Annotated in this window: 14 protein-coding genes; 10 read left to right on the forward strand and 4 right to left on the reverse strand. The window is 54.3% G+C overall.

Annotated elements, in window-relative coordinates:
• The 4 genes from ACN0VM_RS03300 to ACN0VM_RS03315 form a co-directional block, all read left to right on the forward strand.
• A partial coding sequence (locus tag ACN0VM_RS03300) for a glutamate synthase-related protein (RefSeq protein ID WP_417449418.1) occupies positions 1 to 1,408 on the forward strand: 1,408 nt, incomplete at its 5' end.
• A gap of 99 nt (positions 1,409 to 1,507) precedes the next feature.
• Positions 1,508 to 2,176 carry a glutathione S-transferase family protein gene (locus ACN0VM_RS03305; protein ID WP_417449419.1) on the forward strand — a complete coding sequence of 223 codons (669 nt, stop codon included), beginning with the start codon at positions 1,508 to 1,510 and terminating at the stop codon, positions 2,174 to 2,176.
• Complete coding sequence (gene queG, locus ACN0VM_RS03310; protein ID WP_417449420.1) at positions 2,177 to 3,238, forward strand: tRNA epoxyqueuosine(34) reductase QueG; 1,062 nt, start codon at positions 2,177 to 2,179, stop codon at positions 3,236 to 3,238. It abuts the gene before it with no gap.
• The gene (locus ACN0VM_RS03315) at positions 3,235 to 3,537 is read left to right on the forward strand and encodes a hypothetical protein (protein WP_417449421.1); all 303 of its coding nucleotides are present in this window, start codon (positions 3,235 to 3,237) and stop codon (positions 3,535 to 3,537) included. The genes queG and ACN0VM_RS03315 overlap by 4 nt, the downstream gene beginning before the upstream one ends.
• Here the strand turns inward: ACN0VM_RS03315 and ACN0VM_RS03320 are convergent.
• Complete coding sequence (locus ACN0VM_RS03320) at positions 3,534 to 4,796, reverse strand: hypothetical protein (protein ID WP_417449422.1); 1,263 nt, start codon at positions 4,794 to 4,796, stop codon at positions 3,534 to 3,536. The genes ACN0VM_RS03315 and ACN0VM_RS03320 overlap by 4 nt on opposite strands.
• 251 nt (positions 4,797 to 5,047) lie before the next feature.
• Here ACN0VM_RS03320 and ACN0VM_RS03325 point away from each other — a divergent pair, with 251 nt between their 5' ends.
• The gene (locus ACN0VM_RS03325) at positions 5,048 to 5,386 is read left to right on the forward strand and encodes a hypothetical protein (protein WP_417449423.1); all 339 of its coding nucleotides are present in this window, start codon (positions 5,048 to 5,050) and stop codon (positions 5,384 to 5,386) included.
• A 10-nt stretch (positions 5,387 to 5,396) separates the two neighbouring features.
• On the opposite strand, the gene ACN0VM_RS03330 is transcribed toward ACN0VM_RS03325, so the two are convergent.
• The 3 genes from ACN0VM_RS03330 to acnA all read right to left on the reverse strand — a co-directional run bounded on the left by ACN0VM_RS03330 (position 5,397) and on the right by acnA (position 11,035).
• Positions 5,397 to 7,094 (reverse strand): DEAD/DEAH box helicase, encoded by a 1,698-nt coding sequence (locus tag ACN0VM_RS03330; protein WP_417449424.1) that lies wholly within the window; start codon positions 7,092 to 7,094, stop codon positions 5,397 to 5,399.
• A 321-nt stretch (positions 7,095 to 7,415) separates the two neighbouring features.
• Positions 7,416 to 8,183 carry a DUF1223 domain-containing protein gene (locus tag ACN0VM_RS03335; protein WP_417449425.1) on the reverse strand — a complete coding sequence of 256 codons (768 nt, stop codon included), beginning with the start codon at positions 8,181 to 8,183 and terminating at the stop codon, positions 7,416 to 7,418.
• Between the two features lie 176 nt (positions 8,184 to 8,359).
• Positions 8,360 to 11,035 carry an aconitate hydratase AcnA gene (acnA, locus tag ACN0VM_RS03340; protein WP_417449426.1) on the reverse strand — a complete coding sequence of 892 codons (2,676 nt, stop codon included), beginning with the start codon at positions 11,033 to 11,035 and terminating at the stop codon, positions 8,360 to 8,362.
• A 217-nt stretch (positions 11,036 to 11,252) separates the two neighbouring features.
• Here acnA and ACN0VM_RS03345 point away from each other — a divergent pair, with 217 nt between their 5' ends.
• From ACN0VM_RS03345 to ACN0VM_RS03365, 5 genes are all read left to right on the forward strand, one after another.
• On the forward strand, positions 11,253 to 14,042 hold the full coding sequence (locus ACN0VM_RS03345; RefSeq protein WP_417449427.1) for a bifunctional aconitate hydratase 2/2-methylisocitrate dehydratase: 2,790 nt from the start codon (positions 11,253 to 11,255) through the stop codon (positions 14,040 to 14,042).
• A gap of 708 nt (positions 14,043 to 14,750) precedes the next feature.
• Complete coding sequence (locus tag ACN0VM_RS03350; protein WP_417449428.1) at positions 14,751 to 16,109, forward strand: O-antigen ligase family protein; 1,359 nt, start codon at positions 14,751 to 14,753, stop codon at positions 16,107 to 16,109.
• The gene (locus ACN0VM_RS03355) at positions 16,058 to 17,143 is read left to right on the forward strand and encodes an acyltransferase family protein (protein WP_417449429.1); all 1,086 of its coding nucleotides are present in this window, start codon (positions 16,058 to 16,060) and stop codon (positions 17,141 to 17,143) included. Before ACN0VM_RS03350 ends, ACN0VM_RS03355 begins: the two co-directional genes overlap by 52 nt.
• A gap of 388 nt (positions 17,144 to 17,531) precedes the next feature.
• Positions 17,532 to 18,596: a polysaccharide deacetylase family protein gene (locus ACN0VM_RS03360; protein WP_417449430.1), complete on the forward strand. Its 1,065-nt coding sequence runs from the start codon at positions 17,532 to 17,534 to the stop codon at positions 18,594 to 18,596.
• The gene (locus tag ACN0VM_RS03365; RefSeq protein ID WP_417449431.1) at positions 18,574 to 19,908 is read left to right on the forward strand and encodes a hypothetical protein; all 1,335 of its coding nucleotides are present in this window, start codon (positions 18,574 to 18,576) and stop codon (positions 19,906 to 19,908) included. The genes ACN0VM_RS03360 and ACN0VM_RS03365 overlap by 23 nt, the downstream gene beginning before the upstream one ends.
• Positions 19,909 to 19,929: the final 21 nt, after the last annotated feature.

The following is a 19,929-nucleotide window of genomic DNA, read 5'->3' on the forward strand; positions in this document are numbered from 1 at the left end:
GGCAAAGGCACACGCGGACATAATTCTTGTGTCCGGCCATTCGGGCGGCACCGGCGCCAGCCCGCAAACCAGCATCAAATACGCGGGCACACCTTGGGAGATCGGCCTTGCAGAGGTCAATCAGGTGTTGACGCTCAATGGCCTTCGCCACCGGGTGAAATTGCGTACAGACGGTGGCATCCGCACGGGTCGTGACGTCGTGATTGCCGCCCTTCTTGGGGCGGAGGAATACGGCGTGGGCACGGCGTCGCTGGTGGCGCTGGGTTGCATCATGGTGCGGCAGTGCCATTCCAATACCTGTCCTGTGGGTATTTGTACACAAGACGAAGACCTGCGCAAAAAATTCGATGGCTCGGCGGAAAAAGTGGTGAATCTCTTTAGTTTTATCGCTGAAGAAACCCGCGAGATTCTTGCTGAACTGGGCGTTGACAAGCTGGATGACATCATCGGCCGCACTGACTTGTTGCATCAGGTCAGCCGTGGTGCCGAGCATCTTGATGACCTGGACCTGAACCCGCTGCTGGTACAGGTGGGGGGCCGTAACCGTCGCTCTCTCTGTACGCTTGAGGGCCGCAACGAGGTGCCGGATTCGCTTGATGCACAGATGCTGGAGGATGCCTCGGCCGTGTTCACCAAAGGCGAGAAGATGCAGCTTACCTATTCGGTACAAAACACGCTGCGCGCCATTGGCACACGTTTTTCCAGTGAGATTACCCGCACTTTTGGCATGAACGGTTTGAAGCCCGACCATGTGACGGTACGGCTCAGAGGCTCGGCTGGCCAATCGTTGGGCGCTTTTGCGGTGCAGGGCCTCAAGCTTGAGGTGGCGGGTGATGCCAACGACTATGTCGGCAAGGGTCTCTCGGGCGGTACTATTGTGGTGCGGCCGTCAAACCGGGCGTCGTTCAATTCCAAGGATAATACCATCATTGGCAATACGGTGCTGTATGGCGCGACCGCAGGTAAACTGTTTGCTGCGGGCCAGGCCGGGGAGCGTTTTGCGGTGCGGAACTCCGGGGTGGAAGTCGTTATTGAAGGCTGTGGCGCTAACGGTTGTGAATATATGACCGGTGGCACCGCGGTGATCCTCGGGTCCGTTGGCGACAACTTCGGTGCCGGCATGACCGGCGGCATGGCTTTTGTGCTGGATGAAGACGGTACGTTTGAGGAGCATGTGAACGGCGACTCGGTGCTGTATAACCGGATTTCGAGCGCACACTGGGAAGCGAAACTGAAGTCCCTTATCGAAGAGCATGTCGCTGAGACGCACTCTCGCTGGGGCGCGACGGTTCTTTCGAACTGGGAGTCCAAAAAAGGCGGTTTCTTCCAGATTGTACCGAAGGAAATGATCAACCGTCTTGAGCATCCGGTAAGCGATGAGCAGTCAGGTGAAAAACTGACGGCTTGACGTGAGCATAAAGTGAGCAACCTTTGCGCCAGATAATCCTCCTCTGGCGCAATTTCCGAATTGGCGACCCTCCAAACATACGTTATGAAGAGGGCTGTCATGCCAACTTTGTATCATCACTGGCTCAGTCCCGCCGCTCGTTTTGTCCGTGTGCTTCTTGCCGAGAAGCGCGTAGACTTTGACTTGCGCCTTGAGCAGGAATGGGAGCGAAGGCCCGCCTTTCTGGCGCTGAACCCGGCGGGTGAAGTGCCTGTACTCGTAATGGATGACGGCCATGCCTACTCGGGCACGATGGCGATTGCGGAATATCTGGAAGAGGTGATTCCCGAGCCTGCACTGCTGATCGGTGATGCCGACGAACGTTATGAAATCAGGCGTCTCGCGGGCTGGTTCCATTCCAAAGTCGGCACGGAAGTCACGCGACACACGGTGTCTGAAAAGCTGTTCAAGCGCTTCCTGGGTATGGGTGAGCCGGATTCGGAAACTATCCGCTGCGCCTCTCATAACCTCAAGGTACACTTGCGCTACATCACCTATCTGGCTGAACGCCGGCACTATCTTGCAGGGCCACAGTTTACCATGGCGGATGCCGCGGCCGCCGCGCATATCTCGGTCATTGACTATTTTGGTGACATCGCCTGGGAGCAGTGGCCCATGGTCAAAGAATGGTATGTGCGAGTGAAGTCCCGCCGGTCCATCCGCGCGTTGCTGACCGACCGTATCACCGGGCTGACCCCACCCAAGCATTATCAGGAACTGGATTTTTAGATGCTTGCGGGCAGAAGCTCCGGGTCTGGCGATCTTCGGGCCGGGCTTGAAGCCAAAGCAACCGAGCTCGGCTTTGATGCCTTTGGTATTACCGGAGCCGTTTTGCCTGATGAGGTCTCGGGGCGATTGCGCACGTTCGTGGCCAAGGGTCGCCATGGCACTATGGAATGGATGGAAACGCGCCTGCATCACCGGGAAAGCCCGCAGGGTCTTTGGCCAGAGGCTCGGTCCGCGATCATGCTGGGCGTCAATTATGGCCCCAAGGACGATCCTCGGGTGCTGCTGGAAGCGCCGGAATATGGCAATATCTCGGTTTATGCGCGTGGCAAGGACTATCACGACCTGATTAAAAAACGTCTCAAGGCCTTCGCACGCTGGATTGTCGAGAGCTATCACTGCGAACTGAAAGTTTTTGTCGACACAGCACCGGTGCCGGAAAAGCCGCTGGCGGCGGCGGCGGGCCTGGGTTGGCAAGGCAAACACACCAATATGGTCAGCCCAAGGTTTGGCAGCTGGCTTTTCCTTGGCGCGATTTATACCGACATGGAATTGCCCGCCGATGCTCCGCACCGTGACCAGTGCGGCAGTTGTCGGGTCTGCATTGATGCCTGCCCGACGGATGCTTTCCCGGCTCCCTACCAGATCGACGCACGGCGCTGTATCTCTTACCTCACCATTGAGCACAAGGGCCCGATTGACGAGGCGTTCCGCCGCGCGCTAGGCAACCGCATCTATGGCTGTGACGACTGTCTGGCCGCCTGCCCATGGAACAAGTTTGCAAAAGCTAGCCATGAAGCCGCTTTCCACGCGCGGGTTGAGCTTGGTGCGCCCGCGCTGGCTGACCTTGTCGTGCTGGATGATGCCACCTTCCGCGAGGTTTTCTCCGGCAGCCCGATCAAGCGCATCGGGCGCGACCGCTTCGTGCGCAATGTGCTTTATGCCATCGGCAACACGGGAGACCGGGAACACTTGCCAGCAGTGAACAATCTTTGCCATGATGCCAGCGATGTTGTGCGCGATGCGGCGGGATGGGCCAAGGCACAGCTGGAGAGGGAAGCATGAAGGTATATGGTTGGCGGCTGTTGTTCGCCGCGCTTTTGGTGGTTGGCGCCGTGTGGTTTGCGTTTCGCTTGCCCGACGCGCCGACCCGTGTGGTCAGCGCCGAGGTGATTGCACTTGAAGATGGCGCCGAAGGGTGGCGCACGATCACGGTCCGGTTCCCGGATGGCCGCACCAGGAAGATTGAGACGCTTGCGCCTTTTTTCTTCAAACCAGGCTACACAGCAAAAGTTGGTGTTTTTGAACGATACCTTTTGCCGGATCACTACGACATTGTTGCTGAGAGTGCGTTGGAAGACTAATCCCTAATCAGCATGATCGGGGTGGGTGCCGGTGGTTTCGCCCCCTGACGAACGGCACCCCATTTATCATATTTGGGCCACTGGCTGGCGGCGACATAGAGCACGCCGTCATCAGTACTGACGCCCAGAGTTGGTTCGTTCCACGGCTCAAGGTTTTGCGCGACAACATCGATTGATGTTATCTCGCCTTCAATAAAGCCAACCTTGATAATGCGCTGTGGGGACACACCGTTCTGGATAGCATATAGCTGGCCTTTATGGGCGATAAGACCATCAATCCCGAGAAGGCTTGTGTTTTTCGGTGGCTCCATAAGGATTATGCCGCCTGATTTTTCATCAAGACGCCATATGCCGCGACCGTAATCGGCGAGGAAAAGCCCGATGCCGGGCAGTTCCGCGAGACCCTGTGGGCTCATGAAGCCTTTATGGGTAAAGGCAGGTTGCAGCGCATCGCCAACAACTTTATAAACCCTGCCGCCCTGCGCATCACTGAGGTAGATGGTGCCGTTCTCGGTAATGGTAAGGTCGGCGATCTGCTGGCCGTCGGTCCCGTCCGGCAACGTCCAGACCTTCAGCACATTTCCGGTTTTCGGGTCGATCTTTGCAAGGCCGGTCTGGCCCTGGTCCGGCTCGTAGCCGGGCGTTTGTGCAATGCGGCCGAAGGTCACGTATAGGGCGCCATGATGAAACGCCATGCCGAAAAAACTGCCAAATTCATGGTCTTTTGCATCGACGATTTGCACTGCCTTCCAGCCGTCCCGGCGATATATACCACCCGACACCACTGTTGAGGCATAAAGCGTACCTTCGTCATCTTCGGTGATTCCCTCGATCAGAACGAGGTCGCGCTCGAACGAGGCTGAAATCTCGAACATGCCTATTTTTTGATTATTTTTGGCAAAAAGCGCCTCAAGCCTGCGCCAGGCATCAGCTGTAACAGCCTGTTTGATCTTGGCTTGCACTTCCTCGCCGGGCACGAGCCCGAGGGCCGCATACGCCGTGGCTGCCGCATAGGCGCGTCCGCCGTCACCGGTAGTGGCTGCCAGATATGCGACATTACCAAGAAGGCCGGGATGCGTGGGCCGAAAGCTCAGGGCTTCTTCCATCGCGGCAAGCGCTGCAGGGATGTCGCCATCGCGGAAGGCTTCGGCGCCGCGCGTTCGCGCAGCTTGCCCTGCTTCAAAGGCGGATTGACTTTCAGAAGCTGCCGGATACGACAACGACAAAAGGCAGAGAGTAAGCGCTAACGTTTTCTTCATAGCTTTCCTCTTATAACGGCTGCAAGTGGTGGGTTAGTAAGAGTGTATATGTAAAGATGTTAAACGTATCGAGTAATAAGCCAGACGGGCGTGCCGTCCGCCTGCAGCGACAGAGTTATAAAGCGACGACCAATGATTTGGCGTCAATCTGGGCCAACCAGGCTGAAGATGCACCTCTGTGTTCTTTCAGCATGTTGCTCCCTCTCTGGCTGGATAGCAACGGATGTGGCTTTGTCCCAAAGCGATCTAATTTGCGTTTTGAAGATTTTGCCGGCTGGCACTCTCGTATGATTCTCGCAGAACTGCCACAGGACGGAAACTTGCGTTTCCGTGTGATTGGGGAGAATGCGATGGGAATGTTCGGAGTCCGTATCCGCAAAGGAAGTCGCTTCTCTGACCTGCCAGATATTACCTTCAGTGACTATGCCGATTATTTCAAGGCCATTCAGGCGGGTGCCACATACGGCCGACACGCTGGTATGGTGCCTTTTCGGGGTAGCCAGCAGAGTCGCTTTGAGGTCCTGGACCTGCCAGCAGCCGATGAGGAAGGCAATGTCGCCTTCCTCTACAGTTTTTTTCTGTATTGCTAACCTGCAAGCTTTAAGCTGACCGGCGTTTCAGTGGTTGGTTTCCGCCGGTTTTAGCTTTGCGTGCGCCGCCCGCTTTAAAGCCTGATTTAAGGGCTGGCTTGCCTGCCGCTTTTTTGGGTCCGAACTTTTTGCCTGCCGGTTTTCCGGCCGGTTTTGCGGGGCCCGCGCGCCGGCCTTCAGGCTTGCCGCCGTCAGCGCGTTTGCTGTCGGTCCATTTTCCTGCCGGTTTTTTTCCTTCAAAGCGTTTGCCTTCAGGACGTTTGCCTTCAAATTGCTTGCTCTCATTGCGCCCCCCCTCGGAACGGCGACCGTCAAAGCGCTTGCCGTCGGAGCTGGCACCTTCTGAACGCTTGCCCTCAAAACGCTTACCTTCGCTGCGGCCTTCGGCACGGCGATCATCAAAGCGTTTGCCTTCAACACGTCCACCATCGGCGCGCTTGCCGGTAAATGGTTTGCCGGATGGGCGTTTCCCGCCTTTGAACCCTGGTTTGCCGTCCTTGGCGAAGGGGCGAGCACCGCCGCGCCGGTGTGCAGGACGGTCACCACGTGGCTTGACCTTGTGACGGTCGATCTTCAGCGGGAAAGGGTTGTCCTCTTCCGTCTCGATTTCCATCTTGATCACTCGCTCAACGGCGCGTAGCAGGCCAAATTCGCCTTTGCTGCAGAAGGTATACGCTTCGCCGGACTTGCCGCCACGGGCGGTACGACCAATACGGTGTACATATGATTCTGCTTCAACCGGCACGTCGATGTTGAACACATGGCCGATGTCTTTGACATCAATGCCGCGTGCAGCGACGTCTGTTGCCACGAGGAAGTCGGTGCGGTCGCCCTTGAAGCCACGGATTATGCGCTCGCGCTGACGCTGTTGTTTGTCTCCGTGGATCGAATCGGCGCTGAAACCAGAGGCTTCCATGAAACCTGCCAGTTCGTCAGCTTCGCGCTTGGTACGCACGAAGATCAGCGACTTGGTCACTTTCTTGGTTTCAATCATGTGCAGCAGCAGATCATGTTTTTTGTCATAGGGCACAAACATGACTTTGTGGGTCAGATTGTCGGCGATCGTCGCTTCACGGGCCACTTCAATCTGCGCAGGGTTTTTCAGGAGTGTATTCGCAAGTGTCCGGATGCCGCCGTTCATGGTGGCCGAGAACATGACCGACTGGTGGTCGGACATCATTTTGGCCGCGACAAGGCGCACATCGTCCACAAAGCCCATGTCGAGCATGCGGTCGGCCTCATCGAGCACAAAATACTCGGTTTCATCCAGATAGATGTTGCCCTGTTTCATATGGTCCAGCAGACGACCGGGTGTGGCGACAAGGATGTCGACACCGCGACGCAGTATGTGAATTTGGGTGCGGTAAGGCGCGCCACCGAAAATGGTGCAGTTCTTGAGCTCGGTGTGGCGGCTCAGCGCCTTCACTGTCTCGGAAATTTGCAGCGCAAGCTCACGTGTTGGCGCCAGGATCAGCGCGCGCGGCATGCCGCTTTTTGGTTTATCTTCATAGGCCATCAGACGTTCGATCATCGGCAGTACAAAAGCCGCGGTCTTGCCGCCGCCCGTTTGCGAGATGCCAATAACGTCCTGCCCTGTCATCAGGGCCGGGATGGTCGCAGCTTGAATTTCGGTCGTTGTGGTAAAGCCCTGTTCCTCGATCGCGCGAAGAACCGGTGCGCTCAAGGAGAGCGTACTGAAGTCAGTCATGTATGTCCTAGCATCGGTTAGTCCCGAAGTGCCGCATCACACAGCATCTTCCGGCGTTTATATTTGTGGCGGGAACGCCTTTTCCTGAACCGATGGTTTGGCAGTCTGAGACTTTGCTCAGCCAAGACACAGATGGTTAGTGCGACCTTCGCACGGAAACTTCGTTCTAATGAGGCCGCTTCGCTGTCCGATCTTGCCGGGGTGCTTGTGGGCCCTTACCCCTATAAATCACATAGGGTGGTCATATTCGCCGCCGCGCTCTATGACGGTATTGCGGGACAATGTCAAGGAATGAGTGGCCAGTGAGCGCTGTTTTGTCGACTAGCGTTTGGCGGAAGCCTGTGTTGATGCCTCGGGGAGGGTCAGGCTTGCGGCCCCTATGATGGGTCCGTGTACATAGTCCTGTTGCAGCAGGATGGCGACATGATCCGCGCCAGCGGCACGGCCCGCGCCCAAATCAAGCGTCAGTGTTTCAGCCTTGCCCTGCCATTCCATATCGACAACATCCGAAGCACGCACCACATTGGTATAATACAGCCGACGACCTTGGTTTTCACCGTCACCAATCTCAACCTCTGCATCACCAAGGTACCACACCACGCGGATGGACACAGGGCCTTCAACGTCAGTCGCAGGCAAGGTCACCCGGACGGTGTTGTCAGCCATGGATGTCAGGGACGGCCTTACCCAAGGGTGATTCATTGACCGCACTTTAGCGATGGATGCGCGCACCTTTTCGGGCTTTGAACCGACGCATTGTACCCGCCCGTCCAGAATCATCTGCGGGGTAAACACGCCACCGCGGCCGAGCCGCTTGTTGTAGGCGGCTTGCCTGATCGCATTGTGCGGATGCGCGAATGTATCTTCCCAACCCAGACGGTCCCAATAATCAACTGGCCACGACAGGGTCAGAGTGCCCGGCCGGTTGCGCAGAGACTTCAGTGCCGCGTCGGCAGGTGGGCACGATGAGCAACCTTGGCTTGTGAACAGTTCAACAACAGTAAGGCGGTTACTATCATCGGCCTGCGCCAGGCTAGATGATAAGCCTGTGAACAGAAGAATCAGTGCGGACAGTATTAAATTTTTCATGCTTATTACTTACGAGTTGCAGGGGTCACTTGCCAATCACCTGTGTGTGAGGGAGGGCTACCAGTAGCATTTTTGGGCCACGGTCGGTTGCTGTCCACCCAAGGTAGCGGACTTAAGGCGGCAGGCAATGAAAAAGGCGGCCCATCGGCCGCCTTTTTCTGGTTTCTGGTTCTGTGTTACGAGGCAAGGCGGCGCAGCACATAGTGCAAAATGCCGCCATTCCTGTAATAGGCAACCTCGTCTTCCGTATCCACACGGCAGAGAACGGTAATCGTTTTATGCGTGCCGTCCGCATAGTGGATCGTCACCGTCACGTCCTGGCGTGGTTTGATGGTGCCTTCAATGCCAGTGACGTCAAAGGTTTCAGTGCCGACAAGGCCGAGGCTCTCGCGGCTGTCGCCTTCAGCAAACTGCAGTGGCAGCACGCCCATGCCAACCAGGTTCGACCGGTGGATGCGCTCGAAGCTCTCAACCAGAACCGCTTTGACCCCCAGAAGGTTGGTGCCTTTGGCAGCCCAGTCACGGCTTGAGCCCGTGCCGTATTCCTTGCCGCCGATCACAACAAGCGGTGTACCCGCTTCCTGATACTTCATCGAGGCATCATAGATGCTCATCACTTCGCCGCTCGGCTGGTGCGTGGTCCAGCCACCCTCGGTACCCGGCGCCATCAGGTTGCGCAGGCGAATGTTGGCAAAGGTGCCGCGCATCATGACTTTGTGGTTGCCGCGGCGGGAGCCGTAGCTGTTGAAGTCAGCGACCGCGACGCCTTTCGACTGAAGGTAATGGCCCGCCGGGCTGTCCGGTTTGATGGCGCCTGCCGGGCTGATGTGGTCGGTGGTGATGCTGTCGCCCAGAAGCGCGAGCGGACGCGCGCCTATGATATTGGCTGTGTCGGCCACATCCGGGCCCATGCCCAGGAAGTAAGGCGGGTGCTGTACATAGGTGGATTTTTTGTTCCACTCGTATGTTTTGCCTTCCACAACCGGGATGGCCTGCCACTCAGGCGTGCCGGTAAACACATCGGCGTAACGCTCAATGAACATTTCGCGCGTCAGTGATTTGGTGATGGCGTCATGTACCTCCTGGTTGGATGGCCAGAGGTCCTTGAGGTATACGTCATTGCCGTCCCTGTCCTGTGCCAGGGGCTGGGTGGTGATATCTATGCGCATGGAACCGGCAATGGCGTAGGCCACCACAAGCGGCGGTGACGCCAGATAGTTTGCCTTCAGGTCCTGACTGACGCGGCCTTCGAAGTTACGGTTACCGGACAGCACACTGGTGCAGACCATATCGTTTTCATTGATGGCTTTGGAGATCGGGCCATCCAGCGGGCCGGAGTTACCGATACAGGTGGTGCAGCCGTAACCGACAAGGTTGAAACCGAGGGCATTCAGATGCTCTGTCAGGCCGGCGCGGTCAAGATAGTCGGTCACAACCTGTGAACCGGGCGCAAGCGAGGTTTTGACCCAAGGCTTGCGCTCAAGGCCTAGCTCATGCGCCTTTTTCGCAACAAGGCCCGCCGCGATCAACACACCCGGGTTCGATGTGTTGGTACAGCTGGTGATGGCCGCGATGCAGACGTCACCGTTTTTCAACTTATAGTCTTCGCCAGCCACCGCAAACTCGCCAGTACCGTCCTTACCGTAGGAGGCCATAACCTCGTCGAAGGCAGGGGCAGCATTCGCCAGTTCCACTCGGTCCTGCGGGCGTTTGGGGCCTGCAAGCGACGGCATGACTGTGGAGATATCAAGCTCAAGCGTGTCGGTGAACTCAGGTTCGGGCGCGTCTGCGTCACGCCACATGCCCTGCTCTTTGGCGTAGGCTTCCACAAGCGCGATGGTCCCTTCATCGCGGCCGGTGAAGTTCATATAATCAAGCGTTTGCTGGCTGATCGGGAAAAAGCCGCAGGTTGCACCGTATTCAGGCCCCATGTTGGCGATAGTCGCCTGGTCGGCGAGGGTCAACTGGTCAAGGCCGTTACCGTAAAATTCGACAAACTTGCCAACCACGCCGCGCTCGCGCAGCATCTGCACAACGGTCAGCACAAGGTCAGTTGCTGTGATGCCTTCCTTGAGCTTGCCGGTCAGTTTGAACCCGACCACCTCGGGGATCAGCATGGATACCGGTTGGCCAAGCATGGCAGCCTCAGCCTCGATACCGCCTACACCCCAGCCCAGCACGGCAAGACCGTTGATCATGGTGGTGTGGCTGTCGGTGCCGACGCAGGTGTCAGGGTAGGCAACGGTGCGGCCGTCTTCCTCGGATGTCCAGACGGTTTTCGCCAGATATTCAAGGTTTACCTGATGGCAGATGCCGGTCCCCGGAGGCACAGCATTGAAGTTATTCAGGCTGTTCTGGCCCCATTTGAGGAATTCGTAACGCTCTTTGTTGCGCTCCATCTCAAGGTCGACGTTCTGTTTAAATGCCTGTGGGGTGCCAAATTTGTCAACCATCACGGAGTGGTCGATCACAAGGTCACACTGCGCCAGCGGGTTGATCTTTTCAGGGTCACCGCCCAATTCGGCCATTGCATCGCGCATGGCGGCGAGGTCAACCACGGCAGGGACACCGGTAAAATCCTGCATCAGCACACGGGCCGGGCGGTAGGCGATCTCGTGGTCTGAGCGTTTGTTTTTCTGCCAGTCGGCGAGAGCCTGAATGTCGGCGGTGGTTACTGACGTACCGTCCTCAAAACGCAAGAGATTCTCAAGCAGAACCTTGAGTGTGTATGGCAGGCGGGTTACGTCACCAATTTTTTCAGCCGCCGCCTTGAGGCTGTAATAATCATATTCTTTGTCGCCCACCGTGAGTGTGCGGCGTGTTTTAAGCGTGTCGTTGCCAACGGATGCCATGAGATCAAGAACTCCACTTAAAGGGTTTGAGGTAGGCCGATTTTACGCATGGGGAAGCGCAAAAATTGGCCGAAAACTAATGTTTTTCGAGCCGAACCTTCTTGCAAGCAAGGGTATGTTGAAATAGTATCCGCGCCGGCCCGCTTTTCCCTTGCTTGGCAGATTTATCTGCGGCCCGGGGTTCAAGCTTCATCTAACACTTTTTGTCAGGATAGTCATGGGTTTGTACACGGAATATTTGAACGAGATCGCAACGCGCAGAAACCAGGGATTGAATCCAAAGCCCATTGAAGATGGAGCGCTTACACAAGAGATCATTGACCAGCTCAGAGATCAGGGCAATGAGCACAGAAAAGCGTCACTTGAGTTTTTCATCTACAACACCATGCCCGGCACCACGAGTGCTGCGGGCGCAAAAGCCAGATTCCTGAAGGAAATTATCCTTGGTGGTGCTGTTGTTGAGGAAATCTCCGCAGACTTCGCCTATGAGCTTTTGTCTCACATGAAGGGTGGCCCGTCTGTTGAGGTACTTCTCGATCTGGCGTTCGGTGACAATCAGGCAGTTGCGAACAAAGCTGCTGAGGTGCTGAAGTCGCAGGTATTCCTTTATGAAGCCGATACCGAGCGGCTTGCCGCTGCTTTTGCCGCCGGGAATGTGATCGCCAAAGATATTCTGGAGAGCTATGCAAAGGCCGAGTTCTTTACCAAGCTTCCTGATATTGAAGAGCACATCAAGGTTGTTACCTACATCGCGGCTGAAGGCGATGTTTCCACTGACCTTCTGTCGCCCGGCAATCAGGCCCACTCCCGCTCAGACCGTGAGCTGCACGGCAAGTGCATGATCTCCGAGGAAGCGCAGGCTGAAATTCAGGCGTTGCAGAGGCAGCATCCTGATGCACGTGTGATGCTGGTGGCCGAGAAGGGCACGATGGGTGTGGGGTCAAGCCGCATGTCCGGCGTGAATAACGTCGCGCTCTGGACAGGCAAACAAGCCAGCCCCTATGTGCCTTTCGTGAATATTGCTCCAATTGTGGGGGGCACGAACGGTATCTCTCCGATCTTTCTGACCACGGTCGGTGTCACGGGCGGTATTGGTCTCGACCTCAAGAACTGGGTCAAGAAGCTTGATGGGGAAGGCAAGCCGGTTGTGGACGCAAATGGGGACCCTGTTCTTGAGCAGGTTTATTCCGTTGAGACAGGTACGGTTTTCACGATCAACACAAAAACGAAGAAGCTTTATGATGCGACGGGCGAAAAAGAGCTCGTTGATATCTCGTCGGCGCTGACCTCGCCAAAGGTCGAATTCATCAAGGCGGGTGGCTCTTATGCGGTTGTTTTCGGCAAGAAGTTGCAAACTTTTGCTGCCTCGACCCTGGGCACCAATGCTCCGGCTGTTTTTGCTGCATCGAAAGAAGTTTCCCATGAAGATCAGGGCCTGACGGCGGTTGAGAAAATCTTCAATAAAAACGCTGTTGGTGTGGCACCGGGCAAAGTGCTGCATGCGGGCTCGGACGTTCGGGTGAAAGTCAACATCGTTGGTTCGCAGGATACTACGGGCCTGATGACGGCGCAGGAACTTGAGGCGATGGCTGCAACGGTTATCTCGCCCACGGTAGACGGTGCCTACCAGTCCGGCTGCCACACCGCGTCTGTGTGGGACACCAAAGCGCAAGCCAACATCCCCAAGCTCATGAGTTTCATGAACAAGTTCGGCCTTATCACCGCGCGCGACCCGAAGGGTGTGTATCACCCGATGACGGACGTGATCCACAAGGTGCTCAATGACATCACCGTGGACGACTGGTCGGTGATCATCGGCGGCGACAGCCACACCCGCATGTCCAAAGGCGTGGCCTTTGGGGCGGATTCGGGCACCGTAGCACTTGCGCTCGCAACGGGCGAGGCCACCATGCCGATCCCGGAATCGGTCAAGGTCACCTTTAAGGGCAGCCTTAAGTCGCACATGGACTTCCGCGATGTTGTACACGCAACGCAAGCCCAGATGCTGAAGCAGTTTGGCGACAACGTCTTTCAGGGCCGTGTGATTGAAGTGCATATCGGCACGCTGATCGCCGACCAGGCCTTTACCTTCACCGACTGGACAGCGGAAATGAAGGCAAAAGCCTCGATCTGTATTTCCGAGGACGCGACCTTGATCCAGTCGCTCGAGATCTCGAAAAGCCGTATCCAGATCATGATCGACAAGGGCATGGACAATGCAGCGGGGACCCTGAGGGGCCTGATCGCCATCGCGGACCAGCGCATTGCCGAGATCAAGTCGGGTGGGAAACCTGCATTGCAGCCAGATGCCAACGCCAAATATTTCGCCGAATTTGTCGTGGACCTCGACCAGATCATCGAGCCGATGATCGCGGACCCGGACGTGAACAACGCGGACGTATCCCGCCGCTACACGCACGACACCATCCGCCCGGTTTCCTTCTATGGAGGTGAGAAGAAAGTCGACCTCGGCTTTGTCGGTTCCTGCATGGTACACAAGGGCGACATGAAAATCGTCGCGCAGATGCTGAGGAACATCGAGAAGCAGAACGGCAAGGTGGAGTTCAAGGCCCCGCTCGTGATCGCGCCGCCGACCTACAATATCGTTGATGAGCTGAAGGCCGAAGGCGACTGGGAAGTGCTGCAGAAATACGCGGGCTTCGAGTTTGACGACAGCGCGCCCAAGAGCACAGCCCGCACCCAGTATGAAAACACCCTCTATCTCGAGCGCCCGGGCTGCAACCTGTGCATGGGCAACCAGGAGAAAGCCGGGAAGGGCGACACTGTGATGGCGACATCCACCCGCCTCTTTAAAGGCCGTGTTGTCGAGGACTCCGACGAGAAGAAGGGCGAATCGCTCCTGGCCTCCACACCTGTTGTGGTGCTGGCCACGGTTCTTGGCCGTACACCAAATATTGCCGAGTATGAAGCCGCTGTAGAGGGTATCAACCTCACCAGCTTCGCACCGCCGCTCGGTAAGCCGCCGGTTACCGCAAGCCATCACTAGACACTGGCGCAGGCAACCGTGTCGGTTGCCTGCTATCCGGACAAAGCTGATATCCAGATAAACCGGCAGCGCGCAGTCCGCGCTGCTGGCAACCCCGGCATGGCGCCATACACTAGCCGCATTGGGACGGGCCGACACCATACGCCAGTGGTAAGAATGCTGCTCACTGCCGCAGGGTTGTGCAAGGCCTGAGTTAGCTTCCCTCTGATCAGGCAGATATGCGGTGACCACAAGATATTTATCTTGTGCGTTGCCCCGCAGTGTTGCGGCGCTCGTCGCGGAAAACCGCAACAAACTGACCGCAATTCCTTCACTTTCCCGCCTTATTGCGGCGGCATGATAGCCAAATCGGAGAATAAAAATCCCTTACGAAGGATAAAAAATGACGGAATTCACAGGCGCGGAGTTTTTGCTTTCCATGTTGTTGATCGCGGTAGCGGCTGCAGGCATGGTTCACAGCCATGTACAGGTGAAACGTTTCCGGCTGTAATCCGCCCTTTCCCACACCTTTGTGCCAGGTACCGCGCTAGCATTGATGCAAACCGCCTCCTCTTGTCATTCTGCTCTCATCGCTATCTGGTTGCCTGATCTGCTTTATTTCTTGTTTTTTCTCCCGTGCCGGGACTATCTATTTGGGCGCGGTGAGCTGTTGTGACGTAACGGCGACATATGGCCTCGCGTGGGCGGGCAATTGAGGAGGGGCATGATGTGAAGGGGGCAATTTTCATAATACTTGGCTTGGCGCCAATTGCCCTTGGCAGTGTTAAGCCTGTTTTTCTCTGGTTTTGGGCGATCATTATATCCCTAATGCTAATGGGTGAGGCTGCTGCTGGTTTTCGCCACACGTCGCGCGCAGTCTATTTGATTGAAACACTCAAGCGTATGCGCATGGCTCTGTTTGTGGTGTTTGGTTTGCTGGTTTTTCTTCTGGTGCAATATATGCTGGCGCCAGACCTTTCTGTATATGCCGATCCAATGACGCGGATCGCTGAAAATGTTTATTTGCCGCAAAGTTTTGTACCAAAAGAGACGCTAAAGGCCGCGTTGTGGATATGTGGTACATCTATTTTCTTTTTGTTGTGCATCAACACGGGCTTACGTGACCGGCAGTTCGCGACACAGGTTGTGGCTTTCATCACTCTGGTGGGAACTGCTCTGAGCATTTATGGCTTGGGCGCCTACCTGCAGGACAGTAACTCCATCCTCTGGTTTGAGGGGCTCCGTATTCCTCATACAGGCCTCAGTTCGACCTTTGTGAACCGGAACAACTTCGCAACCTTTTGCGGGCTGGTGCTTTTGGCTAATATGGACTGGCTTCGGCGGTTTATTCGGCTGGCCAAGGGCAGCGAAAAAGGTCTCCTGCCAACCATAAGAGCGCTTGTTGGACCCGGCGGGCTACTTGTTGTTGCTCTTCTGGTTAATTTTTCTGCTCTTGCATTCGCCGGGTCTCGCGGGGCTATCGCCGCGACGGTTGTTGCCTGTGGGGTGTATATGTTTATGCAACGAGGGTTGCGTGGCCCTGCTCAATACAGCACTATTGTGCGCAGGCTTGCGGTGTCGCTCGGCGTGATGGGGCTGGTGTTTGTGTTTCTTTTGCTGAGTGGGGCAGGGCACCGGTTTACGCTCGATCTGTCGCAGTCACCTCGTGTACATATCTACCAGACAGTGTTTGAGGCTATGGCACAGCGCCCTGTCTTCGGGTACGGTTTGGGCACATTTGAGCAGATATTCCCCCTGTTTCGGCCACCGGAGATCCACCAGTATTTCCGCCGCGCGCATAGCGAATATCTGGAGATGATATGGGGGCTGGGTTTGGTTCCGTTTCTGGCTCTGATGGCCTTCGGGGTGTGTGGGCTCGTGAGGCTTTGGCAGATGTCATCGTCACATCTGACTTTCGCCATATCTTTTCCCGCATGCATGTTGGTGATGGCGCATGGGTTGATAGATTTTCCTATACAGATACCAGCCATATTGTTTGTTTTTTTGGCTTTACTTTCAGTGGATATTTCTCTCTTTTGGCGCCGCAGCAAGCCACAGGAGAAGATCAGGAAAAGGGGTGTGGAGTGAAATTTGAGGGACGTAATAATTTTGATATCGTAAGATTAGTGGCCGCGAGCCAAGTAGTGCTAGTTCATGCCTGTCATCATCTCGAAATATTCCCTAAGTTAATTTCAGTATTGCAGTACATCCCTGGTGTCCCCATTTTCTTTTTTGTCAGTGGATATTTGATTTATCGCTCTTGGCAAAATACTGGCTTCCAGCACTATAAAACCTTTGTCGTAAACCGAGTGCTCCGGTTGTTTCCTGCGCTGTATGTATGTTTCGCATTTTCATTATTCGCGGTCTGGCTTGTTGATGCCAAAATATTCACCCAAATGGCAGATGGTGAGTTTTGGTTTTGGGTGATCGCGCAGCTAAGCGTTATGCAATTCTACAACCCCGATGCAATTAGGTCGTTCGGCGTTGGGGTTTTAAATGGTAGTTTGTGGACAATTTCTGTAGAAATACAATTTTATATACTAACACCATTAATATTTCTAATTTTCAATTATAGAAGAATATTTACATACTTTGCAATATTGATATTTATTATGTTAAACTATTTGCAGATTACAATGGATGGCCGCGATGATATAATTTCTAAATTATTTTTTGTTTCTTTTCTACCTTGGATATACATGTTTATGCTTGGTGCATATGTTGCCCACTCAGTAAAAGTGCAAGCATTTATTATGTCCCTAAATAGTTACACACTAGTTTTTTCTTATATTATATTAAACTTTATTTCGGCGTCCCTGTCTTTTGGAACTGGTAATGAAATCAATGTGGTCAGTTATTTGTTGTTGGCGGCAATTGTTTTTCAGGTAGCTTACAAACTGCCAGTTTTTTCCGATCGAATACTGGGTCGGAACGACTACTCTTACGGCATATATATATATCACATGCCCATAATTAACGTGCTGTTGTTCTATGGAATATCCCAGTCTATTTATTCGCTACTGTTTACGTTAGCCCTCACCTTCGCATTCGCAGCGGCCTCTTGGCATTTTGTGGAGAGGCCCGCGCTTCGCCTCAAAAAACATGCCTTACGGCGCATTTGAATAAATGTTCATTGATTGAAGCGGGAAAGCTGAACCGTTCGTGACTAGGTTTAAGGTAAAAAGTCGGAAACCCCTTACGTCATATGAGCAGTATATCCTAGATATAGTTCTGCGAAACTTTCTCGGATTTGATTGGGTTAGCGAGGTTCTGTCTGATGGCGAAATAACTCAGACCCTCTCACTCTCGCTACCTTTTTCAGGAGGTACTTTGTATTTGCCGGAGGTTGCCCTGAGCGTTGGGGATGGGAGCTTCGCATTCGAGCCTCCTTCCGGCCGATTGCCGATGTGGCGGCCCGCAGACAATGGGCTGAACGGTAATTTTGTAAGGCCCGAGGTGCCTGTTTTGTTTGGGGCGCCTGGCGTTGAAACCTGTGCTGATGGTTTGCGGTTGCATCTTGATATTTTATCGTCCGCATTTTTTATGCTCAGCGATTTTGATGCTTTTCACAGCGAGAACCGCGATTGCCATGGCCGGTTTTCTGCGAAGTCGTCGCGAGCATATGCCGGGGGATTTCTTGACCGCCCATTACTTGATGAATATGTCGAGATATTGTGGTTGTGTATGAAGAGGCTTTGGCCTTCTCTTGTTCGCAAACAGCCCAGAGGCGAAATTCTTGTTAGTTGTGATGTCGACAGACCGTTCCTGCCCGCAGCGGCATCGGTGATGGGCACCGTCAAATCGCTGGGGGCTGACGTTTTGCGCCGGCGCAGCCCGGGAACGGCTGTACGTCGGCTGTTGGCATCCGTGGCACGTGGGCGTTTTGGGGACAGGCTTGATCCGTACAATACCTTCGATTGGTATATGTCGGTATGCGAGCAGTATGGCAGGCGGGCAGCATTTTATTTTCTTGTGGCTGGCACATCGGATCTGGATGGAGATTATAGCCTTGAGGATGACAGGATAGAAGCCTTGATCCGAAGTGCATCATCGCGTGGCCATGAAGTCGGTATCCACGGCAGTTACAATTCAATTCTGGATGAAAAGCAGATAGTGCATGAGAAGCAGCTGTTGGAAAACTGCCTGACAAGACTGGGTATCGACTCCGTTGTAGCAGGCAATCGCCAGCATTATCTGCGCTGGAATACCAAAACAACCGCTGGGTTTCTGGACGACGCTGGATATATATACGATACGACGGGTGGATATGCTGATCATACAGGGTTCCGTTTTGGAACCGCCCGCGAATTTCCCATGTGGTGTTGGCACAAGCAGGAAAGACTGCATATCATACAGCGGCCGCTTATTGTGATGGACGTAACCTTGTTGTCGCAGGAATATATGGCGCTGGGCTATGGAAATGCTGTAAACGAACATGTAGCGGCCATGAAAGATCGCGCTTTGCGGTATGGTGGCAACTTTACCGTACTTTGGCACAACTCAAATTTGTTGACCCGGCGCGACAGGGAATTATTCGAGTATTGTATCCAAGATGAAAAACAAATTACTCCATAGTCGCGGTACCTTCATCCTGTCGCTGATCCTGTTTAAGGTCATTCTGGACTTCGCATATGTAAATTTCATCAATGTGGTGTACGCTGCAAGCTATCACCGTTTTTTTATTGAGGTCGAGATACAGAACTATGTGTTCTGCTGGTTGATATATTTAAGTTTCATGCCGGTGTTGCGGCACAGGTTGCTTCAGGTGAGCGATTATTTCAGCTCGACGGCGGTCCTTGGCCTGATAGGGCCACTATGTACAGTGGCCGGTCTTGACGCGTCCCGGTCACTCTACCCGGTGCTGGTCAGTGCGGCGGCAATCATGGTGATCGCTGTTGTTTGCCGTAAAGAACAAATCAGGCTTATCCGAATACCGCATTTGCCGGGCGTGTCTTCCTGGGCTTTAACTGCGTCGGGTTTTGTAGTGGCTTTTGTTGCCATGTGGTATGTATTCTCGGGAGCGGTTGCCAACCTGAACTTTGATCTGTCGGCAGTTTATGAGTTTCGTGCCGTCAATTCGCAGATCACAGATGTGGGCTTTGTCGCCTATCTCAACATATGGGCCTACAAGGTATTCAGCATATTCTTGCTAACCTATGCCGTGTGGAAGAAGAAAAAAACTGCGGTGGTCGCGATTGTGGTTTTACAGGTATTTTTCTTTGGCGTCACGGCCCACAAAGCAGTCTTGTTTTTCCCGTTTCTCGTTTTTGCCATCTGGTACTACTTCAAACGCAATAACCTTGCTATTGCGCTGCCTGTCACGTTCGGTTTGGCGGTGCTGATCGCCTATGCCGGATATGCCTTGTTTGATGCGCAAATGCTGGCCTCGATGATCATCCGGCGGGTCTTCTTTGTGCCTGCTGCAGCAACCTTCAGCTATTTCGAATTTTTTAGTACGACACCTTATGTATACTGGGCTGACTCCGTATTATCGCCTTTTATCAGCTATGATTATAGTATGCCGCTGAGCTACATCATTGGTGACTTTATGCTGAACCCTGAAATGGGTGCCAACAATGGCTTCATCAGCCGGGGGTATGCTCATGCAGGTTTATTTGGTGTTGGCATTTACGTGCTTATGCTGTGCATACTGTTGAAATTCCTCGACAGCCTCACACAGTCCGGTGTGCCTTTGTGGGTTAGTCTCTGTGTGACAGCGATTCCGATCAGAACCGTGATTTTTTCTAGTGATCTTTTCACCAGTTTGGTAAGCCATGGCTTCCTCTGGTCTGTAATTTTATTGCTGGCTGTTCGCAAAGACCCGGAACGGCGGCCTGAAGCGGCGTCTTGGCGGGGTTCCGGATACGCAAATCAGGCGCGAGGGTGACACAAGGTAGGGATGCTCATT

The sequence above is a fragment of the Kordiimonas sp. genome (assembly GCF_048260245.1).
In the GTDB taxonomy this organism is placed as follows: domain Bacteria; phylum Pseudomonadota; class Alphaproteobacteria; order Sphingomonadales; family Kordiimonadaceae; genus Kordiimonas.

Bases quoted from the DNA above. Each gene is read 5' to 3' on its own strand.
- acnA (WP_417449426.1), bottom strand. From the start codon at position 11,035: ATGGCATCCGTTGGCAACGACACGCTTAAAACACGCCGCACACTCACG.
- ACN0VM_RS03330 (WP_417449424.1), bottom strand. From the start codon at position 7,094: ATGACTGACTTCAGTACGCTCTCCTTGAGCGCACCGGTTCTTCGCGCG.
- ACN0VM_RS03335 (WP_417449425.1), bottom strand. From the start codon at position 8,183: ATGAAAAATTTAATACTGTCCGCACTGATTCTTCTGTTCACAGGCTTA.
- ACN0VM_RS03345 (WP_417449427.1), top strand. From the start codon at position 11,253: ATGGGTTTGTACACGGAATATTTGAACGAGATCGCAACGCGCAGAAAC.
- ACN0VM_RS03365 (WP_417449431.1), top strand. From the start codon at position 18,574: ATGAAAAACAAATTACTCCATAGTCGCGGTACCTTCATCCTGTCGCTG.
- ACN0VM_RS03315 (WP_417449421.1), top strand. From the start codon at position 3,235: ATGAAGGTATATGGTTGGCGGCTGTTGTTCGCCGCGCTTTTGGTGGTT.
- queG (WP_417449420.1), top strand. From the start codon at position 2,177: ATGCTTGCGGGCAGAAGCTCCGGGTCTGGCGATCTTCGGGCCGGGCTT.
- ACN0VM_RS03305 (WP_417449419.1), top strand. From the start codon at position 1,508: ATGCCAACTTTGTATCATCACTGGCTCAGTCCCGCCGCTCGTTTTGTC.
- ACN0VM_RS03320 (WP_417449422.1), bottom strand. From the start codon at position 4,796: ATGAAGAAAACGTTAGCGCTTACTCTCTGCCTTTTGTCGTTGTCGTAT.